Annotated in this window: 20 protein-coding genes; 3 read left to right on the top strand and 17 right to left on the bottom strand. The window is 70.6% G+C overall.

From position 1 onward, the window contains the following. Positions 1–2: 2 nt before the first annotated feature. The 12 genes from A2790_RS14190 to A2790_RS14135 form a co-directional block, all read right to left on the bottom strand. A complete protein-coding gene (locus tag A2790_RS14190) occupies positions 3–1,979 on the bottom strand; it encodes a conjugal transfer protein TraG (RefSeq protein ID WP_293392868.1) in 1,977 nt (658 codons plus the stop codon). Between the two features lie 13 nt (positions 1,980–1,992). Next, positions 1,993–3,711, bottom strand: a complete 1,719-nt coding sequence (locus tag A2790_RS14185) for a DUF3363 domain-containing protein (RefSeq protein WP_293392865.1) — start codon at positions 3,709–3,711, stop codon at positions 1,993–1,995. 235 nt (positions 3,712–3,946) lie between these two features. Further along, positions 3,947–4,567: a lytic transglycosylase domain-containing protein gene (locus A2790_RS14180; RefSeq protein ID WP_363081038.1), complete on the bottom strand. Its 621-nt coding sequence runs from the start codon at positions 4,565–4,567 to the stop codon at positions 3,947–3,949. 199 nt (positions 4,568–4,766) lie between these two features. Continuing rightward, positions 4,767–5,288: a S26 family signal peptidase gene (locus tag A2790_RS14175; protein ID WP_293392860.1), complete on the bottom strand. Its 522-nt coding sequence runs from the start codon at positions 5,286–5,288 to the stop codon at positions 4,767–4,769. Further along, positions 5,288–5,794, bottom strand: coding sequence for a DUF2840 domain-containing protein (locus tag A2790_RS14170; RefSeq protein ID WP_257817748.1), 507 nt, complete (start codon positions 5,792–5,794; stop codon positions 5,288–5,290). Before A2790_RS14170 ends, A2790_RS14175 begins: the two co-directional genes overlap by 1 nt. A gap of 11 nt (positions 5,795–5,805) precedes the next feature. Continuing rightward, a complete protein-coding gene (locus tag A2790_RS14165; protein WP_293393293.1) occupies positions 5,806–6,078 on the bottom strand; it encodes a helix-turn-helix domain-containing protein in 273 nt (90 codons plus the stop codon). Between the two features lie 121 nt (positions 6,079–6,199). Further along, a complete protein-coding gene (locus A2790_RS14160) occupies positions 6,200–6,748 on the bottom strand; it encodes a DUF2285 domain-containing protein (RefSeq protein ID WP_257817746.1) in 549 nt (182 codons plus the stop codon). Then, positions 6,732–6,980, bottom strand: a complete 249-nt coding sequence (locus A2790_RS14155) for a DUF6499 domain-containing protein (RefSeq protein WP_257817744.1) — start codon at positions 6,978–6,980, stop codon at positions 6,732–6,734. Before A2790_RS14155 ends, A2790_RS14160 begins: the two co-directional genes overlap by 17 nt. 96 nt (positions 6,981–7,076) lie before the next feature. After that, complete coding sequence (locus tag A2790_RS14150) at positions 7,077–7,340, bottom strand: DUF2285 domain-containing protein (protein ID WP_293392856.1); 264 nt, start codon at positions 7,338–7,340, stop codon at positions 7,077–7,079. 54 nt (positions 7,341–7,394) lie between these two features. Further along, positions 7,395–7,604, bottom strand: coding sequence for a helix-turn-helix transcriptional regulator (locus A2790_RS14145; protein WP_257817742.1), 210 nt, complete (start codon positions 7,602–7,604; stop codon positions 7,395–7,397). Between the two features lie 162 nt (positions 7,605–7,766). After that, a complete protein-coding gene (locus tag A2790_RS14140) occupies positions 7,767–8,675 on the bottom strand; it encodes a zincin-like metallopeptidase domain-containing protein (protein WP_293392851.1) in 909 nt (302 codons plus the stop codon). A 73-nt stretch (positions 8,676–8,748) separates the two neighbouring features. Further along, positions 8,749–9,060, bottom strand: a complete 312-nt coding sequence (locus A2790_RS14135; RefSeq protein ID WP_293392849.1) for a DUF736 domain-containing protein — start codon at positions 9,058–9,060, stop codon at positions 8,749–8,751. 382 nt (positions 9,061–9,442) lie between these two features. Between A2790_RS14135 and A2790_RS14130 the strand changes: the two genes are divergently transcribed. Continuing rightward, on the top strand, positions 9,443–9,826 hold the full coding sequence (locus A2790_RS14130; protein WP_293392846.1) for a hypothetical protein: 384 nt from the start codon (positions 9,443–9,445) through the stop codon (positions 9,824–9,826). An 84-nt stretch (positions 9,827–9,910) separates the two neighbouring features. Then, the gene (locus A2790_RS14125; protein ID WP_293392843.1) at positions 9,911–10,099 is read left to right on the top strand and encodes a hypothetical protein; all 189 of its coding nucleotides are present in this window, start codon (positions 9,911–9,913) and stop codon (positions 10,097–10,099) included. A 60-nt stretch (positions 10,100–10,159) separates the two neighbouring features. Here the strand turns inward: A2790_RS14125 and A2790_RS14120 are convergent, their stop codons facing one another. The 5 genes from A2790_RS14120 to A2790_RS14100 all read right to left on the bottom strand — a co-directional run bounded on the left by A2790_RS14120 (position 10,160) and on the right by A2790_RS14100 (position 15,180). After that, positions 10,160–12,118 (bottom strand): ParB/RepB/Spo0J family partition protein, encoded by a 1,959-nt coding sequence (locus A2790_RS14120; RefSeq protein WP_293392840.1) that lies wholly within the window; start codon positions 12,116–12,118, stop codon positions 10,160–10,162. A 457-nt stretch (positions 12,119–12,575) separates the two neighbouring features. Next, entirely contained in the window at positions 12,576–14,027 is a 1,452-nt protein-coding gene (locus A2790_RS14115) for an IS1182 family transposase (RefSeq protein ID WP_231733458.1), read from the bottom strand. Positions 14,028–14,145: 118 nt separating this feature from the next. Beyond that, positions 14,146–14,436, bottom strand: a complete 291-nt coding sequence (locus tag A2790_RS14110) for a hypothetical protein (protein ID WP_197422718.1) — start codon at positions 14,434–14,436, stop codon at positions 14,146–14,148. An 82-nt stretch (positions 14,437–14,518) separates the two neighbouring features. Continuing rightward, entirely contained in the window at positions 14,519–14,770 is a 252-nt protein-coding gene (locus A2790_RS14105; RefSeq protein ID WP_068878768.1) for a GDCCVxC domain-containing (seleno)protein, read from the bottom strand. Next, positions 14,767–15,180, bottom strand: a complete 414-nt coding sequence (locus tag A2790_RS14100; RefSeq protein WP_068878769.1) for an MFS transporter permease — start codon at positions 15,178–15,180, stop codon at positions 14,767–14,769. The genes A2790_RS14105 and A2790_RS14100 overlap by 4 nt, the downstream gene beginning before the upstream one ends. An 84-nt stretch (positions 15,181–15,264) precedes the next feature. On the opposite strand from A2790_RS14100, the gene A2790_RS14095 reads away from it, so the two are divergent. Further along, positions 15,265–15,501, top strand: a 237-nt coding sequence (locus tag A2790_RS14095) for a MerR family transcriptional regulator (RefSeq protein WP_293392832.1), incomplete at its 3' end; no start/stop codon positions are given.

Here is a 15,501-nt window from a genome sequence, read left to right as displayed (position 1 = left end):
CGTCAGAGCTCCAGTCCATCGTCCGGATCGAGGGCGGCCTGGCGCGCGACTCGGCGAAAGCGGGTCTGCAAGGCCGCCTGCTCCGCGCCCTCGCCGTCATCGTCCGGCTCGTCTTCGAAGAAGCCGAACTCGCGCACGGGCGGCGGCGGCTCTGCGGCATCCTCGAACATCGGCTCGGGCTCGCGGCGGAGACCGCCCTCCTCCGCATCCCCTTCGCTAAAGGCGGACGGGGACCGGACCGGCGCGGCAGGCGCCGCGATCGTCTTGAGAGACGACCAGTCGTCCGGCGGCGATGCCGCCGGGCTGGACGTTGCGGCCTGGCCAACCCGCCGTCGCAAGCGGGCGTCCTCGAAGTAGCGAACCTTGTTGGCGCGGACCGGCGGCGATCCCGAGACCAGGACCAGCTCGTCGTCCGGCGGCAGCTGCATCACCTCGCCGGGGGTGAGCAGCGGCCGGGCCGTCTCCTGGCGGGAGACCATCAGGTGACCCAGCCAGGGCGAGAGCCGATGTCCGGCGTAGTTCTTCATCGCCCGCAGTTCGGTCGCGGTGCCCAGCGCATCCGACACCCGCTTGGCGGTCCGCTCGTCATTGGTCGCGAAGCAGACGCGGACGTGGCAGTTGTCGAGGATGGCGTTGTTCGGTCCGTAGGCCTTCTCGATCTGGTTCAGGGACTGGGCGATCAGGAAGGCCTTCAGGCCGTAGCCGGCCATGAAGGCGAGCGCGCTCTCGAAGAAGTCCAGCCGTCCAAGCGCCGGGAACTCGTCGAGCATCAGCAGCACGCGGTGCCGCGACGCCTTCGCGCTCAACTCCTCTGTGAGACGTCGGCCGATCTGGTTGAGGATCAGGCGCACCAAGGGCTTGGTTCGGCTGATGTCGGACGGCGGCACGACGAGGTAGAGGCTGACGGGCCGTGCGCCGTCGACCAAGTCAGCGATGCGCCAATCGCAGCGGCTGGTCACCTTGGCCACCACGGGATCCCGGTAGAGGCCGAGGAACGACATGGCGGTGGAGAGCACGCCGGAGCGCTCGTTCTCGCTCTTGTTCAGCAGCTCCCGGGCGGCGGACGCGACGACCGGATGCGGCCGGTCGCCCAGGTGCGGGGTCGCCATCATCGCCCGAAGCGTCGCCTCGATCGGCCGGCGCGGGTCGGACAGGAACTCGGCGACACCCGCCAGGGTCTTGTCGGGACCGGCGTAGAGCACGTGCAGGATCGCCCCGACCAGCAGGCTGTGGCTGGTCTTCTCCCAGTGGGAGCGCCGCTCCAGCGCCCCTTCCGGGTCCACCAGGATGTCGGCGACGTTCTGAACATCGCGAACCTCGGCGTCGCCGCGCCGGACCTCCAGCAGCGGATTGTAGGCGGCGCTCTCGGGGTTCGTGGGATCGAACAGCAGCACCCGCCCGACCCGCCCGCGGCAGGCCGAGGTCAGCTGCCAGTTCTCGCCCTTGATGTCGTGGACGATCACCGACCCTGGCCAAGTGAGCAGCGAAGGGACCACCAGGCCCACGCCCTTGCCGCTGCGGGTTGGCGCGAAGCAGAGCACGTGCTCTGGACCGTCGTGGCGCAGGTAGGCGCCGTCGAGCTGGCCCAGGACCACGCCGTCCTCGCCGAGCAAACCCGCGGCCGCCACCTCGCGAGGCTTGGCCCAGCGGGCGGAGCCGTAGGTGGTCACCGAACGTGACTCCCGCGCCCGCCAGATGGACAGGGCTAGGGCGACGACAATGGCGGCCCCGCCGCCGGTCACCGCAATCATCGCGCCTTCGAGGAAGATCTTCGGGGCGTAGGCGTCGAAGGCGAACCACCACCAGAAGAAGGCCGGCGGCGGATAGACCGGCCAACCGACAAGCTCGAACCAGGGCCGTCCGAGCTCCGGCTGAAACGCCAGCCGCCAGGCCGTCCATTGCGTCGCCGCCCAGACGCCGGCCAACGCAATGGCGAACACCGCCGCAAGCTGGCCCCACATCACCTTCGTGCCGTTCATGGCCGCGTCCTCCTCATCGGCCGAGCCCGCGCTTGGGGCTGAAGGACCAGGCGACGCCGGCGCCTGGCGTAAGCACGCCCTCGACGTGGCGCCCGAGGTGGCGTTCGAGATCGGGCCGCCAGGGCACGAGGGTGAAGCCCAGCCCGTTGTCGATCATCGCAAACCGGCCGGAGGCCAGGGTCAGGCGCTGCCGGTAGGTCCCCGCCACCGCGCCGTCGGCCCCGACCGCCTGCGCTTCCAGGCCGGTCTGGCCGGAGAGCCGCCGCGATGCCGCCGCAAGCTCCCGCTGGCGCAGCGTTTCGATGAGATCGCGGGCGAACACGGCGCGCCGTCCGCGCCGCTGCGCCAGCCCCTGCTGCGCCAAGTGGTCCGTGCGGGCATTCAGCGCCGCCCGCACCTCGTCCGCGAAGCCGCCTTCGCCGAGCCCGGCCGCATTGCGCCCGACCAGTTGCCGGTCGAGCCAGGTGGCGCCCTCGGCGCGGATCTGCTCGGCCAAGCCCAGGTCGGAGCGGACCTGCAGGACCAACCGGCTGCGCCGGCCTTCCCACGCCCGGCGGCGCACTTCGACAAGGCTGCCCAAGGCGGCGTCGCTGGCGTCATCCAGGTCGGCCAGCCGGACGTGGTGGGTGCGGCCGTCGAGACCTTCCAGGATCGCGTAGCCGCTGCCGCGCAGTTCATCGTCCAGGCCGCGCCCGGCGAGCCGCCCGAGCAACCCCTCCGGCGGTCCGCCATCGACCACGAACCGCGCCGGGTCCCGCTCCACGGCCTGATCGGCGAGCGCCCGGTGCATGCGGGCGATCACATCTTGCCGCTGACCCAACGCGCGCAGGGCCGCTTCGGCATCCGGCGCCAGGCGCCAGCGCCCCGGCGACAGTTCATCGGCGACACCGAGTCCCTTGAGCTTGCGCAACCGCGCGACGCGGGCCTGATGGAGGTCGTCCGGACGCGCGCCGGCGCCCCGGCGCAGGTCCACGACGCCCTGTTCGTCGGCCAGCCGGGCGAAGCCCCGGTCCAGGCTCGTCCAGCGATCCGCGCCGATCTGAAGGTCCATGCGCCGGCGCAGCTCCGCGTCCGTGCGCGGCCCGAGCTCCAAGGTGACCAGATGACCGGCGCGGGCCCGCAACCCCTCGCGGATGTAGTCGGGTGAAATCACCAGGTCCGCGCCCTCGTCGGTGCGGCCGCGGACGATCACATGCAGATGTGGGTGTCCGGTGTTCCAGTGGTCCACCGCCACCCAGTCGAGGCGGGTTCCGAGATCGGCCTGCGCCTGCTCCATCAGATCGCGCGTGAAGGCCTTCAGGTCCGACAGCTGCTCGGCGTCGTCCGGCGAGACGATGAAGCGGAAGTGGTGGCGGTCGCCCTCGCAGCGCTGGGCGAAGCCGCGCGCGTCCGCCGCGTCTGTGTCGGCATCGAACAGCCGGCCGTGGGCGCCGTCCTGGGTGACGCCTTCCCGCTGCAGGTAGTTGAGGTGGGTGGCGAGCGGCGCCCGGCCGCCGCCCTGCCGCACCACCCTCGCCTTGACGACGGCGCCGCGGCTCCGAGCCGCGGATCGGTGCGCCGCCAGGCTCGCCGCCCGGCCGCGCCCGAACGCGCCTGTCCGCGCGGTGGCGCGGTGCGCCAGCCCGCCCGCCCGTTCGGCCGCCGCGAGCGCCTGGCCCACGAAGGTCCGGGCGCCGCCAGATGGCCGCGAGCGGATGCGCCCGACGCGCAGTTGGAAGTCGTCCTCGGTCATGGACGCGTCCCGCCGCACGAGGTGCGATTTCGTGAGAAGCGACAAGCACTTGGCGCAAACCGCAGCCTAGGCCCAACTTGCGCACCTCGCGCGAGGCCGTTGAAGTTGCTGTGCTTTACCCCCTCCGACCGCGCCCGCACCTCGCGGCTTTTATCCTGCCATCGATCCATCCATCGGGGGCCCGCCGCCGAACCTGCGACAACCTGCGAGAACTTGCGATGCGGGCGGGCGGCCATCAGCGACCCTCCCCACGCGGTGTCAGCGCCGCGAAGATCGGAGACTGCGCCGGGCTGAACAGCGCCGGAGGCTCAGGCGAAGCGGTCCCGACCGCTGTTGCCTGGCGTGTGCTGACGGCGACGAAGAGCGTCGGCCGCGGCGCCGCGGCGGGCGGAAGGACCGCCGCCTGCGCGGGGGAAACCTCTGCGCCACCGACGGCCGGCGTGAGCTTGGCGACGTAGGCCCGCGTCTCCAGCGGGAGCGGCCGGCCCTCGATCAGGTGCTGCTGGTAGCGCGCGGGCCCCGCATTGTAGGCGGCCAGGAAGCCGCGCGCGCCGAAGCGGTCGTACATCTCCCGCAGGTAGGCCGCCCCGGCGAGGATGTTGTCGCGCGGGTGGAAGGGATCGGCGCCGAGGCCGTAGCGGCCGCGCAATTCCGCATAGGTCTGCGGCATCACCTGCATCAGCCCCATGGCGCCGGCATGGCTCACGGCGCGCGGCTGGAAGGCGCTTTCCACGCGCATCACCGCCCGGATCCAGGCCTCCGGAAGGCCGAAGCGCTGCGCCGCCTCGGCGATCGCGCCGCCGACCTCGATGCGCGGCGGGGGTGACTGGGCGGCGGCCTCCGCCGAGGGGAGCACCGCCAGCCAAAGCGCGCTCGTCCCTATCAGCCGCCAGCGTGCCACCGTGCTCCCGGCCGTCCAGGGCAAGGCGCTGGCGCGCCGGCCTGCCGGCCGCCCTGGACCGCCGCTCCGCCCGGCGGCCCTGCGGAAGCTGGTCGGGACGAAGGAGCGGCCGTCGTTTGTTCGATCGAACAAAGGAGCAGGGCTTGCTTGGCGTTCAGCGGCCATGTGGCGGATCCTGGATGAGCCAAAGAGGCTCGGCCCGGCCGACTACGGCGGCGTCCTCCAGGGCGCCGAAGTAGCGGCTGTCGAGCGAGCCAGCGGCGGGGTTGAGCAGGAAGAGGTCGTGCTCGGCGAGGACGAAGCAGCCGCGCCAAATCGGCAGCGCTCGCCCTGCCCGGTCGCGAGGTTCAGCGTGCCCCACGAGCCGTCCGTCCACCGTGATCGCGTCCCCCTGGCGGCAGACCCGGCTCGGCGCGCGCGCCGCGACCTTCTTGATCAGCAGCACGCCGCCCGGCAGGTAGCCGCGACGGTCCAGCCACCCGGCGAGCGGCTGGGGCGCCCGCAGGGCCGCCCAGTCGCCGACCGCGGGCGGACGATCCGCGTGCAGGCGATAGAGCCCTTCCGGCGCGCTGGCCGTGGCGTTCCACACCAGCTGCGGCGCGAGCGGAGCCGCCACCGGGACGCCAAGGGCGAGCACCCCGAGCAGGGTCCACGCGAGGGCGGCGCGGCGGTGCATCAGGCGTCCACCGCGTTACGCAGCCGCCAGGCCCGATGCCGCGCGAGTGTGTAAGGCTCGGGCGCCGCCCGCGCCTTGAGGCGATTGTGCACCTGCCGCCAGTAGTCCGGCGCCGCGGCCGTCGGTGCGACGCCCACCTGTTCGACGGCGTCGATGGCGGCCAGCGCCTTTTGCACGGTCGGCCAGCCGGACAGGCGCAGCAGCAGCTCGCCACCCGGCGTCACGCCGGCGACCGTGGAGCAGGGCCCGCCAGGGTCAACGGCTTGCAGGATGTCGAGCCTCGAGCTGACCGTGCCGCGCTCGTTGGCCTGCCAGCGGACAAAGGCGAAGACGTCGCCGGGTGCGAAGCCGACGAGGCGCCGGCGGCGGTCGAGGATGCGCTCCTCGCGCACCTGGCCGAAGCGGATCCAGCGCTCGATCCGCTTCTCGTACCAGACCAGCTCCACCCAGGTCAGGGCGTGATCCAGCGCTGGCGGGGCGCTGGCGGAGGTCAGCGCAGAGAGCATGGCAAACGCCCTCAGCGCTCGGCGAAGCTACGGTCGTCGGTGACCCGGCGCGCCGGATGGACGACATCCACCCCCGGATCGGCGGTGGAGGATTTGACGCCGCGGGCGGCCCAGGTCTGCAGGTCGCCGACCGAATAGACGACGCGTCCGCCGATCTTCATGTAGGTGGGCCCGGTGCCGTAGGTGCGGTGCTTCTCAAGCGTTCGGCCGGACAGGCCGAGGAAGCGGGCGGCTTCGGGGGTGCGCAGCAGGCGCGGCGGCAGGGCGGCGGTGGCTTCGGCCATCATCGGACACTCCAAGGGTTCTCCTGGATGCTGCGGCGGAGCGCAGCGGGGACCTGGACACCTTGTCGGAGTGCGAGCGCGCGGGGGGATGGCGAACTTGCGAATGGCGATTCCGCCACCCCTAGTCGTCGTGTTTGCTGCGCAGGAGCCGCTTGTAATCGCCGCCGACCAGGGCGGCCCCGGAGCGCACCAAACGGATGACGGCGTCACGCAACGGCGAGGTCCGCCAGTTCTCCCCCGCCACCCGAGAGGCGCCGAAGATCTGCTCGGCGATCTCTCGATAGCTGCCGCCGGCCAGATGCCCGTCGTGCGCGCGCAGGCTCTGCTGGAAGCGCTGGAGCTTGCGGTCAGGGCGTGCGGCAGGCGCAGACTGGCCGCCGCTCAGGTGGCGCCAGAGGTGCAAGGCCGCCGCCGTTCCGCAGGCCGCGTCCGCGCCGAACGGGACGACGCAGGCGACCGGCTGGCCGAGCGGCAGGGCGGCGGGCATCCAAAGCCGGTGCTCATGGCCCCGCGTCTTCAGGATCGCATGTACGCCGTCGGGACCGGCGCGCGCGACGAACCGTCCGGGCCAACTTTCCGGCTCGAACCGGATGCTGCGCTGACCGCCTTCGACCGCCGGCGCCGGCGTCAGGACGACCGTCCGGGGATAGGCGTCAGGCCGCCAGAACACCGGCTGCGCTGGGGCCGCGAGCGCCGGATCCGCGGCGAAAGCTCAGCCCCCAGAAGGCCAGGCGCGCGTCGCCGGCGCGCCCTGTCCCTCCGGAGGCCACCTCGGCTTTGATGCGTTGAAAGTCGGCCTGGTAGTCGTCGTTACGACGCAAGAATTCCCAGGCGAGGGCCGGCGCGGAAAGCTCGCGCAATCCGGCGTAGCGTTCTTCTGAACGCCAGTCCTCGTCACTCAAGGCGCTCTCCCGATACAGAGGAAGCGCCCCCACAGCCCCACCATTTATCCACACGCGCAGGTTGGACGTAAAGCGGAGTTGTTGCTTAACGCGAGCTCAGCTTGAGGTTGACCCCAGAAACTCGCGGTAGCCGCCGTCGCGCAGCCACCGCGCACGCGCCAGATGGCTCGCATGCATGACCTCCGCCCGCTTGGGTTCGGTGGCGGCGTCGACACCCAGCACGATCTTTGAGACCTCACGCCAGTCGGCCCCGGCGGCGTCGGCGTCCAGCAGGCGCAGATAGATCGGCGCGATCTCGCGATCATACGCAGTCAGCGGCACACCTTCGGGCGCCCGCTCGCGGAGCTCCGCCTGGGTCATGAGTTGACCCTACGCGTCGTGCGCCGCGGCCGACATATCCTAAGAGTTGAAGCGTCAGTCGCGGGCGAAAAATGCCCCCGGCTCGACCTCCAGAACCTCCGACAGCTTCTCCAGCATGTCGACGGTGGCGGCGTGCTCCTCGCGTTCGAGCAGGCCGACGTAGTTGCGATTGATGTCCGCACGGTCGGCGAGTTCCTCCTGCGATAGACCCTTGGCCTGGCGCAGACGGCGCAGATTCCTCGCTACGACTCCCCTCAACCGCATGAGGAGGAGACGGCGGCGCCGGCCGCACTTCAGCCACCCAGTATACTGGGGAATCGTTGTGCGAGTCGGCGGCGGAAACGTGGCGAGCCGTGTACGCGTCGGCCGCCGCACGGCGTGCAGTGCAAGAGCGCCCCGCGCCCGGCCGGCGCGGGGCGTGACGTCTCAGGCGGCGAGGCTCGCCGGCTGCTGCGCGTGCAGGAAGTCGGCGGCGCGCTGGGCGTAGGCGGCTGCGGTGAAGATGAACCGCTTGTCGCCCTGCAGAACGCTCAGCCAGCTGTCGATGTAGGCGGCGTGATCCACCCGGGGCTGCAACTCCAGGCCCAGGTCGGCGCAGAGAAAGGCGGCGCCGAGTTCGGCCACCAGCTCCTCGCGGGCATAGCCTTCGTCGCCCCAGCGCGCGCGGCCGAAGTCGCGATCGATGCGTGTCGGGTGACGCGTCCAGTGCGTGCACTCGTGCGCCAGGGTGGCGTAGTAGCTCTCCGGATCGACGAAGGTCTCGAAGGGCGGCAGCTGCACGTAATCGGGATGCAGGGCGTAGTAGGCGCTGTTGCCGCCGTGCCGGATCTCGGCGCCCGTAGCGGCGAAGAAGGCGTCGGCGTGGGCGATGCGGGCCTGCGGGTCCTGTTGCGGTTCGGCGACCGCATGGAAGTGCGCCGGCAAGCCTTCGATCTGCTCGACGTTGAACACCGTGTAGGCCTTCAGGAACGGGATCTCGCGCTCGACGTCGCGGCCGTCGTCCGCAGTTTCGGTGCGCTTCAGGCGATTGGCGTAGACGACCGTGGAGCCGTGCTCGCCCTTGCGGACATGGGCGCCGAGCTCCAAGGCCTGGCGGAAGGTCATCCAGATGGGCGCCGAGAAGCCCTTGGCGACGGCGTCGGCCCAGAGCAGCACGACGTTGATGCCGCTGTAGGGTTGGCCGGAGTGGCGGAGCGGCCGGGTGATGCGCCCGGCCAGGTGTTCGGCGGACCAGGGCTTGGTCCAGGGTCGAACGCCGCGCTGCAGGTCTTCGACAATTTGGGCGGTGACACGGCTGTAGAGGTCGGGGCGAGTGTGTTCGGGCGCGCGCGACATGGCGGGCTCCTTTGCGTTCGGATTGTTCAGGAAGGGGCGCCGCCCCGGCGGTGCGGGGCGGCGGCGCGGGAGCTCAGTCGGCGGCGCGGCTGCGCGACCAGATCAGGGCGTAGCCATCGTCGGCGTCGACCAGCGAGGCGTAGATCGGGGCCGGGAAGCTGGGGTCGTCGAGCTTGACGGAGAGGTAGTCCCGGTTCTCGCGGGAGGTCTTCTTCCAGGCCGCGCCGAACTCGGTCTGGCCGGCGAAGATGCGGAAGTCCGGGCCCTTCTCGTTGTCCGTCTCCGAGGCCCGGAACTGGGCGGCCTTGACGTTGAGGCTGAGGGTCTTGATGGCGCCGGCGTAGCTGCCGTCCGCCTGCTTATGGAAGGTGCCGATGGTGGCCATGGGAAATCTCCTGTCGTCTCCGGGCCGCGCCCATCGCGGCCTCGATGGCGATCCGGAGCCGAGGGGCGTCCCGGGCCGGCAGCCGCAGGCCCGAAGCGCAGCGTAGGACGGCGGCGCGCGACTTGTTTGCTTCGCGAGGAATGCCGGCGAGGCCGGCAGGGGAAAGAAGTCGCGCGCGGGCGTTGCCGGTCGGGCGGGGGCGAAGCCCCTCCCCCTCGGCCGTGATCAAGACATCGGAGGCCGCGTGGGCGGCGGCTTGGGGTCAGGAGCTGGTCGCCTGCGCCCCGCGACCTTCCCGACCCCGGCGGGTCTGGCTCCGGGCGCCGGAAGGGACTCCACAGACAGGCGATGTTCTGCCTATGTTCCCGCCTGGAGGACAGCCATGGGCGACATCTTCATCGGCGGCGTGCCATTCATGGCGCTCGGCCACCACGATGGCCGGTTCGTGCGAACCGCGGGCCTCTTCGCCTTCGCCCGGCGCCACCCCAGCGGCGGCTATGAGGTGCTGCACCTTGGCCTGTCGGCGGCGATCAACCGCGAGGCGGGTCCGGGTCATCCGCGCTGGGGCTGGGCCATGCGCGCGGGCATGGACAGCCTGCTGGTGCACCTGTTCGGAAAGCCTGCGGAGATCCCCGCCGGTGCGCCGGCCGACCTGGAAACGGTGACCTGGCACCCGGACGCCGAAGTGGCCCTCCTCGACGCCCAGGACGATAGCGCTGGCTACGACCCTGACCTCGCTTCCGCCCTGGCCTCGGGCCGGTCCTGACCTGCGACAACTTGGCCAGCTTGGCTGTATTGAACGCGAGCTTGGCCGTTCCCACGTTCACCTTAGGTTCTGATGGAGGCCAGCATGGCGAAGAACACAGGTGACGGGTATCGGCGGGGTGCGGTGACGGGGCGGACGCAGTTCCAGCGTCCGGACGGCCATTGGCAGAAGCGCGACGAGCGCACGGGGCAACTGATGTCCGTGAAGGATGACGGAACCCCGTTCAAGGGGGTCGCCAAGGAGCCGGACGGCCGCGACACCGACAACGCCTGACCGGGCACGACAAGGCCCACGCGGGCGAACCCGCGTGGGCCTCAAGGGTCGTATCGCCGGCTACTCGGCGGCCATGGGCACGGCCTCGGGCGCGGCTTCAAGCTGCGCCGTCCGCAGCAGGGGCGGCAGCCAGCCGGTCCCGGCGATCAGCGGCTCGGCGGCTTGGGCCATTTCGATCTTCTTGAGCCCGGAAATCCGCTCGGCGGCGTCTTCGCCCGCCGCTTCGCGCACCGCTTCGAGGATGCGCGGCTTGGTGATCCGCCCGAGATAGCTCGACACCGTGGGCGCCCAGGTGCGGGTCATGTCGAGCCCCGCCGCCTGCGCCAGCACCTCGGCGTGCGCCCAGGCGCCCGGCTTGCGGTCCATGGGGTTGCGCACGGCGTTGACGCCCAGGCTGACGCAGTGGGCCAGAAGGTCGAGCAGCTCGCCGCCGTCCAGGCCCGCCACAAAGCCCCAGGCCTCGGCGCTCTCGCGCGGAAAGCGCTGCGCCCATGCCTCATGTCGCTCTGCGATCCGTCGCCCGGCCGGGCTCTCGCTGACGCCCGGCGCATGGCCGTCGAGATAGGCCGACACCAGCTTCACCTCCACACAGGAGGATTGCTCGTACGGCGGGTAGAAGGTCTTGAGCGCCAGGGCATGGACCAGGGCGGTGAGCGCCAGCGTCGGATCGGACGCCAGAGCCTCGCGAAGGCCCACGGTCTTGTGCGCCGTGAGGTCCAGAACCAGCCGCTCGGAGAGCGGCGCCAAACCCTCGTCCTCGGGCTCGTCCTCCGAGGCTCCGGCATCCGGTCTTGGTTCGGCGGGGATCGCCCCCTCCCCGTCCGCCTCGGTTTCGGCGCTGGGCGCCGGCGCTTCGTCTTCGGGCCGGATCAGGCCGCGCTCGACGCGCACCTGACCGTCGTGGCCGAGAACCACAAAGACCCCGCCGCGCGCGACCTCGTCGGGATCGTAGGCGGTCCCGTCGCCGAAGGCGTCCAGCGCCGCATCGATCGCCTTGAAGCGCGCCTCCACCTCGGGCGGCAGGTCCTCCACCGCGTCCCATTGGCTGACCAGGGCGTCGTATTCCTCCGAGAGGGCCGCGATCTGCGCCGCCTCGTCCTCGGTCCGCTCCACCGGCCTCGGATAGACCCGCCGCCAGCCATGGCCGTGCGGGTAGTCCAGGCAGGCTGTGGCCCACTTCCAACCTTCCCGCTCGCGCACCTCGGTGGCGATGGCCTCCAGCTTCGCGCCCGCCAGCCGATCCAGCAGCGCGGCATCTTCCAGCCAGCCACCGCCGTCCTCGGTGAACAGATCGCGCAGGGTCTGGCCGCCCGCCTCGGCATAGGCGTCCACGCCGACGAACACCGCGCGCCGGTCGCTCGCCGGAACCTTGGCCTCGGTCATGGCCCGGCGGATCAGGGCCGCCGAGCGGTTCCAGGACAGCTGGTCGTAGACCTGCTCCTGGCGCTCGTGGTCCTCGCTGACCGCGAAGGCCATCAACTGGTCCAGCGTCAGGCCGTCCTCGCGGTAGATCGCCATCAGCTTGGGCGAGACCGCGCCCAGCCGCAGGCGCTGCCGCACCACCTGGGCCGACACCCCGAACCGGGCGCCGATGTCCTCGGCGCTCAAGCCGCGCTCGTCGCTGAGCCGTTTGAAGGCCTCGAACTGGTCGGCGGGGTGCATGTCGGTGCGGGTGACGTTCTCGTCGAGGCTGATCTCATGCGGGTCGTTGGCGGTGTCCACCACGCAGCGCACCGGCTCGGACTTGCGGATTTCCTTGCGCTTGGCGCGCAAGGCGAGCGCCAGCCGCCGCCCCTCCCCGATGGTCACCAGATAGAAGCCGGTGGGCTCCCCGTCCTCGCCGGTTTCCGGCTCCACCACAGGGGCCTGCAAGAGGCCCTTGGCGGCGATGGAGGCCGCCAGCGCTTCGATGGCCGCGTCGCCATGCGGGGTCTTCCGCGCGTTCTTCGGCGACTTCTTGAGCTTGTTGAGAGGAATGTCGAGCACCGTTCCGGACTCGATCAAGGTCTGGGCGTTCATGGGTTTGCTCCTTGGGGCAGGTTGCAGGCGCACGCCGCGCCTGCAGCCTTGCCCGTCGGCGAGACCGGGTGTGCAAGCGGCGGGGCGGCTTCGCGGGGAACCGGTTGCAGGGCCTGCCGGCCCTGCCCTCCTGCCGCCCGAGCGAGGGACCGAAGCTGGGCGGAAGCCGCTCCGAAGCGCGCCGAGGGCGGAGCCCTAAGCCGCGGCCGCCGTAGGCGGCCCAAGAGGAGTGAAGGCTGCAAGGAGCCTGCGCGCCGCCAGGCGCTGCACGGCGGGACGCGCCGTCGAGCGGCCGCCGGCGCGCAGAGCGCGCCCGAAGGGGCGGACCCGTAGGAGCCGCGGCAGCGGCGGGACCGCGCACGCCCGCCGGCCGCTCACCTTGAAGGGGGCGTTGCGGGGCAGGCTGTGCCAAAACTCGCCGGCCGCCCTGGCGTGGACGCCGCATCGAGCCGGCCGTTTAGGCCGACGGTGTCAGGCGCGCCGGACCGAAGACATTCACCGCGTGGATGATGTTGAAGGCCAGGATGGAGAGCGCTGCCTCTGCCTTTACTGCTCTGAGGCCGCGGGTAAGGAACCGACCACCTCCCGACATTCGCTTGATCGTGCCGAACGGGTGCTCAACCGTGCATCGGCGCGTCACCATCAGGCTTGGATTGGCGTAGATCCTCGCCTCCATGCGATCGAGCGCCGCCTGGTCGAACAGGCGATGGATCGTCCGTTGGGCGCCCGCTGTGCATCTCGGCTTCAGGCGGCAGTCCCTGCAGGCGGTCGTTCGATATCGGATGGCGCGATTGCGGGTGTGTTTGCCGGAGGGCTTCATCGTCTGACCCGCCGGGCAGCGGATGGTGTCTGACGCCTCATCAAATGCGAACTGGGTCGGCCGAAAGAAGTCGGTGTTCATCGCGCCGCGCTTGATCGGCGCCGCGACCTCGATTCGATCGTGCTCGCACGCCGCTATCGCCTGGGCGTTCGAGTAGCCGCCGTCCGCCAGAACAGTCAGGCGGTCGACCTGCAGCACTTCCATCGTCGCCAGCGACATTGGGTGCAGGAGTTGGCTGTCGTTCGCTTCGTTGGCGACGTCGTGGTGGACGATCAGACCGCTATCTACGTCCACGACGCTTTGCATGTTGTAGCAGGGCATCTTGGGTGAGTGGGCGTAGCCCATCGGCCTCGCGTCGGGCTCGCCGAAGACCAGCACCTTTTCGGCGCGTTCCACCAAGATTTCTTGCCGGCGCGCCAGCCGATCCTTCCGCCGGCTCAACGCGGCGATCGCGTCAGTGAAGGCCTGCCGGTGAACCGGTTGGTCGTCGAAGCCCTGGGTCACGGCTTCGTCCATGGCGTCGAGCCGGTCCAAGTAGTAGGCGATCTCCTTCTCGGTATGTGCGACGTCGCGAGCCAGCCGCTCGGCGCCGGCGATGTTCTTCGGGCTGGCGACGGCCCGCATCTTCGTCCCGTCCAGCGCCACCATCCGGCCGGTGATGAGCCCGCCGTCGAGGCAGAACTGGATGAATGCCGCGCTCGCCGCAACGATGGCCTCGGGGTTGTCGTGCCGGAAGGCGGCGATGGTGCGATAGTCCGGCGCGAGCTGCTTCATGAGCCACAGCGCTTCAAGGTCGCGGATGCAGGCCCGCTCGAGGTGCCTGGAAGAGCGAACCTGGTTGAGATAGCCCCAGACATACAGCCGAAGCATGTCCCCGGGATGGTAGCCGGGCCGGCCGGTCGCCGCCGCGACGGTGCGAGCAAAGCCGAGTTCTGCGAGGTCGAGACTACCAACGAACGCGTCGACAACTCGCACCAGGGATTCGGGAGCGACATAGTCATCGATGCAGGGAGGCAGCAGGCTTACCTGTGTCCGATCTGTTCCTTCCAAGAAGCTCACGAGAACCCTCACGGCAGTTTCGTAGCTCATTGATTCTACTGTGATTTGGTCGCCATTTCCACTTGGCAAGGCCGAGGTCCACTCGGCGGCAGGTTTCGACGCAGGGCGCCGACGGCGGGAGCGTAGCGGGTATTCAGCCGATTGGTCGCTATGGCCGCCCGAACTTGCCCCATAGACGCTCGCTGCCCCACCAGAGGACCACGAAGCCTATGAGGGTTGCGCCCCCGAGGAAGCTCCAACCGTGTGGGCCAAACGGTGCCGCGCCTGCGGCGTAGGCGACCACCAAGCCTGCCATCGCCAGGAGGTAGGGGCCCGTCACGCGGCAGTGGATGCGGCCGCACCGCCGGGCGTTCAGCAGACAGGCGAAGCCCATCCAGACCAGCATGCCCGCCCAGACGGCTGCGCGAAGCGTGGGCTCCAGCAGGAGGGCTGCGAGCATCGCTGCGCCGGGGAGCGCCCAGAGCGCGATGAAGGCGCGCGTGTCGCTGGCCCAATCTTTGGCACCGCCAACCGCGTCGCACTTACCCATCGCGGCCGCCGCTGCAGCAGGCGGCGGCCCCACCGCTGGCCCCTGCTTCTTGGATGGGCGGACAGGGCACGTCCGCGTAAGAGCAGAAGACGCAGCAGTCGCCCGGCTTGGGCTTGAGGACGACGCCGCAGCCCTGGCAGTCGTAGAAGTACTGGCAGGCGTCGGTCGGCATGGTCTCGGTCGCCTGGTGGCCGCAGTGCGGACAGGTGAGCGTAGAGCGGAGCTCAATCTGCACGTCGCTCATCCGCGGGCGCTCCGGATCAGCGCCAGGGCCCAGGGCTCGACGATAGGCTGCCAGATCAGAGCAAGCAGAACGAGGACGGTGGCCGCACCGAGCATGGCGATCCCCAGCCGTGATGGCGCAGCGCAGCTGCTATCGACCCGGCACGTCCGCGCCCGGCGCCAGGTGACGACCCAGCCCACGCTGATCAAGGCCAGCGCCCCGAGCGTAAACCAGGTGCGCTGACCGGCGACCCAGCCCAGACCGCCCAGCCCAAGGCCAGCCAGCGCCAACGACATCGGTAGGACGCAGCATGCGGCCCAGGCGAAGACCGCTCCGGCCGCAGCGGCGACCGCCGCCCAGTTCAAGGCGGTCTCGGCGGGCTTGCCGCCCTGTCCTTCCCGTCGGACTCGAAGCCCGCTGCTTGCCGTCACGCCGTCGTCTCCTGGTGCAATGACGACTAGGATGCCATCTGTAGCGACTACAGACTCAAGCCCTAATCGAAAGCCGCGCTCCCCATGGCCGACCAGGCGATCCAGATCGGCGAGCTCTCACGCCGCACGGGCTGCAACATCGAGACGATCCGCTACTACGAGCGGATCGGCCTGATGCCGGCCCCGCCCCGGCGCGGCCGCTATCGCAGCTACGGTGGCGACGACGTGGGCCGCCTGGGCTTCGTGCGTCGGGCGCGGGAGCTGGGCTTCACGCTGGACGAGGTTCGCGCGTTGCTGGCGCTCGCCGCCGGCGGCCAGGCG

Origin of the sequence: Phenylobacterium sp. RIFCSPHIGHO2_01_FULL_69_31 (assembly GCF_001824475.1) — a bacterium.
Classification (GTDB): Bacteria; Pseudomonadota; Alphaproteobacteria; order Caulobacterales; family Caulobacteraceae; genus Phenylobacterium.
The sequence above is the reverse complement of the archived record's forward strand: the minus strand, read 5'-3'. Positions and strand labels throughout refer to the sequence as shown.

Excerpts from the sequence above, each read along its gene's own strand:
- A2790_RS14190 (WP_293392868.1), bottom strand. The coding sequence starts at position 1,979 with ATGAACGGCACGAAGGTGATGTGGGGCCAGCTTGCGGCGGTGTTCGCC.
- A2790_RS14185 (WP_293392865.1), bottom strand. The coding sequence starts at position 3,711 with ATGACCGAGGACGACTTCCAACTGCGCGTCGGGCGCATCCGCTCGCGG.
- A2790_RS14175 (WP_293392860.1), bottom strand. The coding sequence starts at position 5,288 with ATGCACCGCCGCGCCGCCCTCGCGTGGACCCTGCTCGGGGTGCTCGCC.
- A2790_RS14170 (WP_257817748.1), bottom strand. The coding sequence starts at position 5,794 with ATGCTCTCTGCGCTGACCTCCGCCAGCGCCCCGCCAGCGCTGGATCAC.
- A2790_RS14165 (WP_293393293.1), bottom strand. The coding sequence starts at position 6,078 with ATGGCCGAAGCCACCGCCGCCCTGCCGCCGCGCCTGCTGCGCACCCCC.
- A2790_RS14150 (WP_293392856.1), bottom strand. The coding sequence starts at position 7,340 with ATGACCCAGGCGGAGCTCCGCGAGCGGGCGCCCGAAGGTGTGCCGCTG.
- A2790_RS14145 (WP_257817742.1), bottom strand. The coding sequence starts at position 7,604 with ATGCGGTTGAGGGGAGTCGTAGCGAGGAATCTGCGCCGTCTGCGCCAG.
- A2790_RS14140 (WP_293392851.1), bottom strand. The coding sequence starts at position 8,675 with ATGTCGCGCGCGCCCGAACACACTCGCCCCGACCTCTACAGCCGTGTC.
- A2790_RS14135 (WP_293392849.1), bottom strand. The coding sequence starts at position 9,060 with ATGGCCACCATCGGCACCTTCCATAAGCAGGCGGACGGCAGCTACGCC.
- A2790_RS14130 (WP_293392846.1), top strand. The coding sequence starts at position 9,443 with ATGGGCGACATCTTCATCGGCGGCGTGCCATTCATGGCGCTCGGCCAC.
- A2790_RS14125 (WP_293392843.1), top strand. The coding sequence starts at position 9,911 with ATGGCGAAGAACACAGGTGACGGGTATCGGCGGGGTGCGGTGACGGGG.
- A2790_RS14120 (WP_293392840.1), bottom strand. The coding sequence starts at position 12,118 with ATGAACGCCCAGACCTTGATCGAGTCCGGAACGGTGCTCGACATTCCT.
- A2790_RS14115 (WP_231733458.1), bottom strand. The coding sequence starts at position 14,027 with ATGAGCTACGAAACTGCCGTGAGGGTTCTCGTGAGCTTCTTGGAAGGA.
- A2790_RS14110 (WP_197422718.1), bottom strand. The coding sequence starts at position 14,436 with ATGCTCGCAGCCCTCCTGCTGGAGCCCACGCTTCGCGCAGCCGTCTGG.
- A2790_RS14105 (WP_068878768.1), bottom strand. The coding sequence starts at position 14,770 with ATGAGCGACGTGCAGATTGAGCTCCGCTCTACGCTCACCTGTCCGCAC.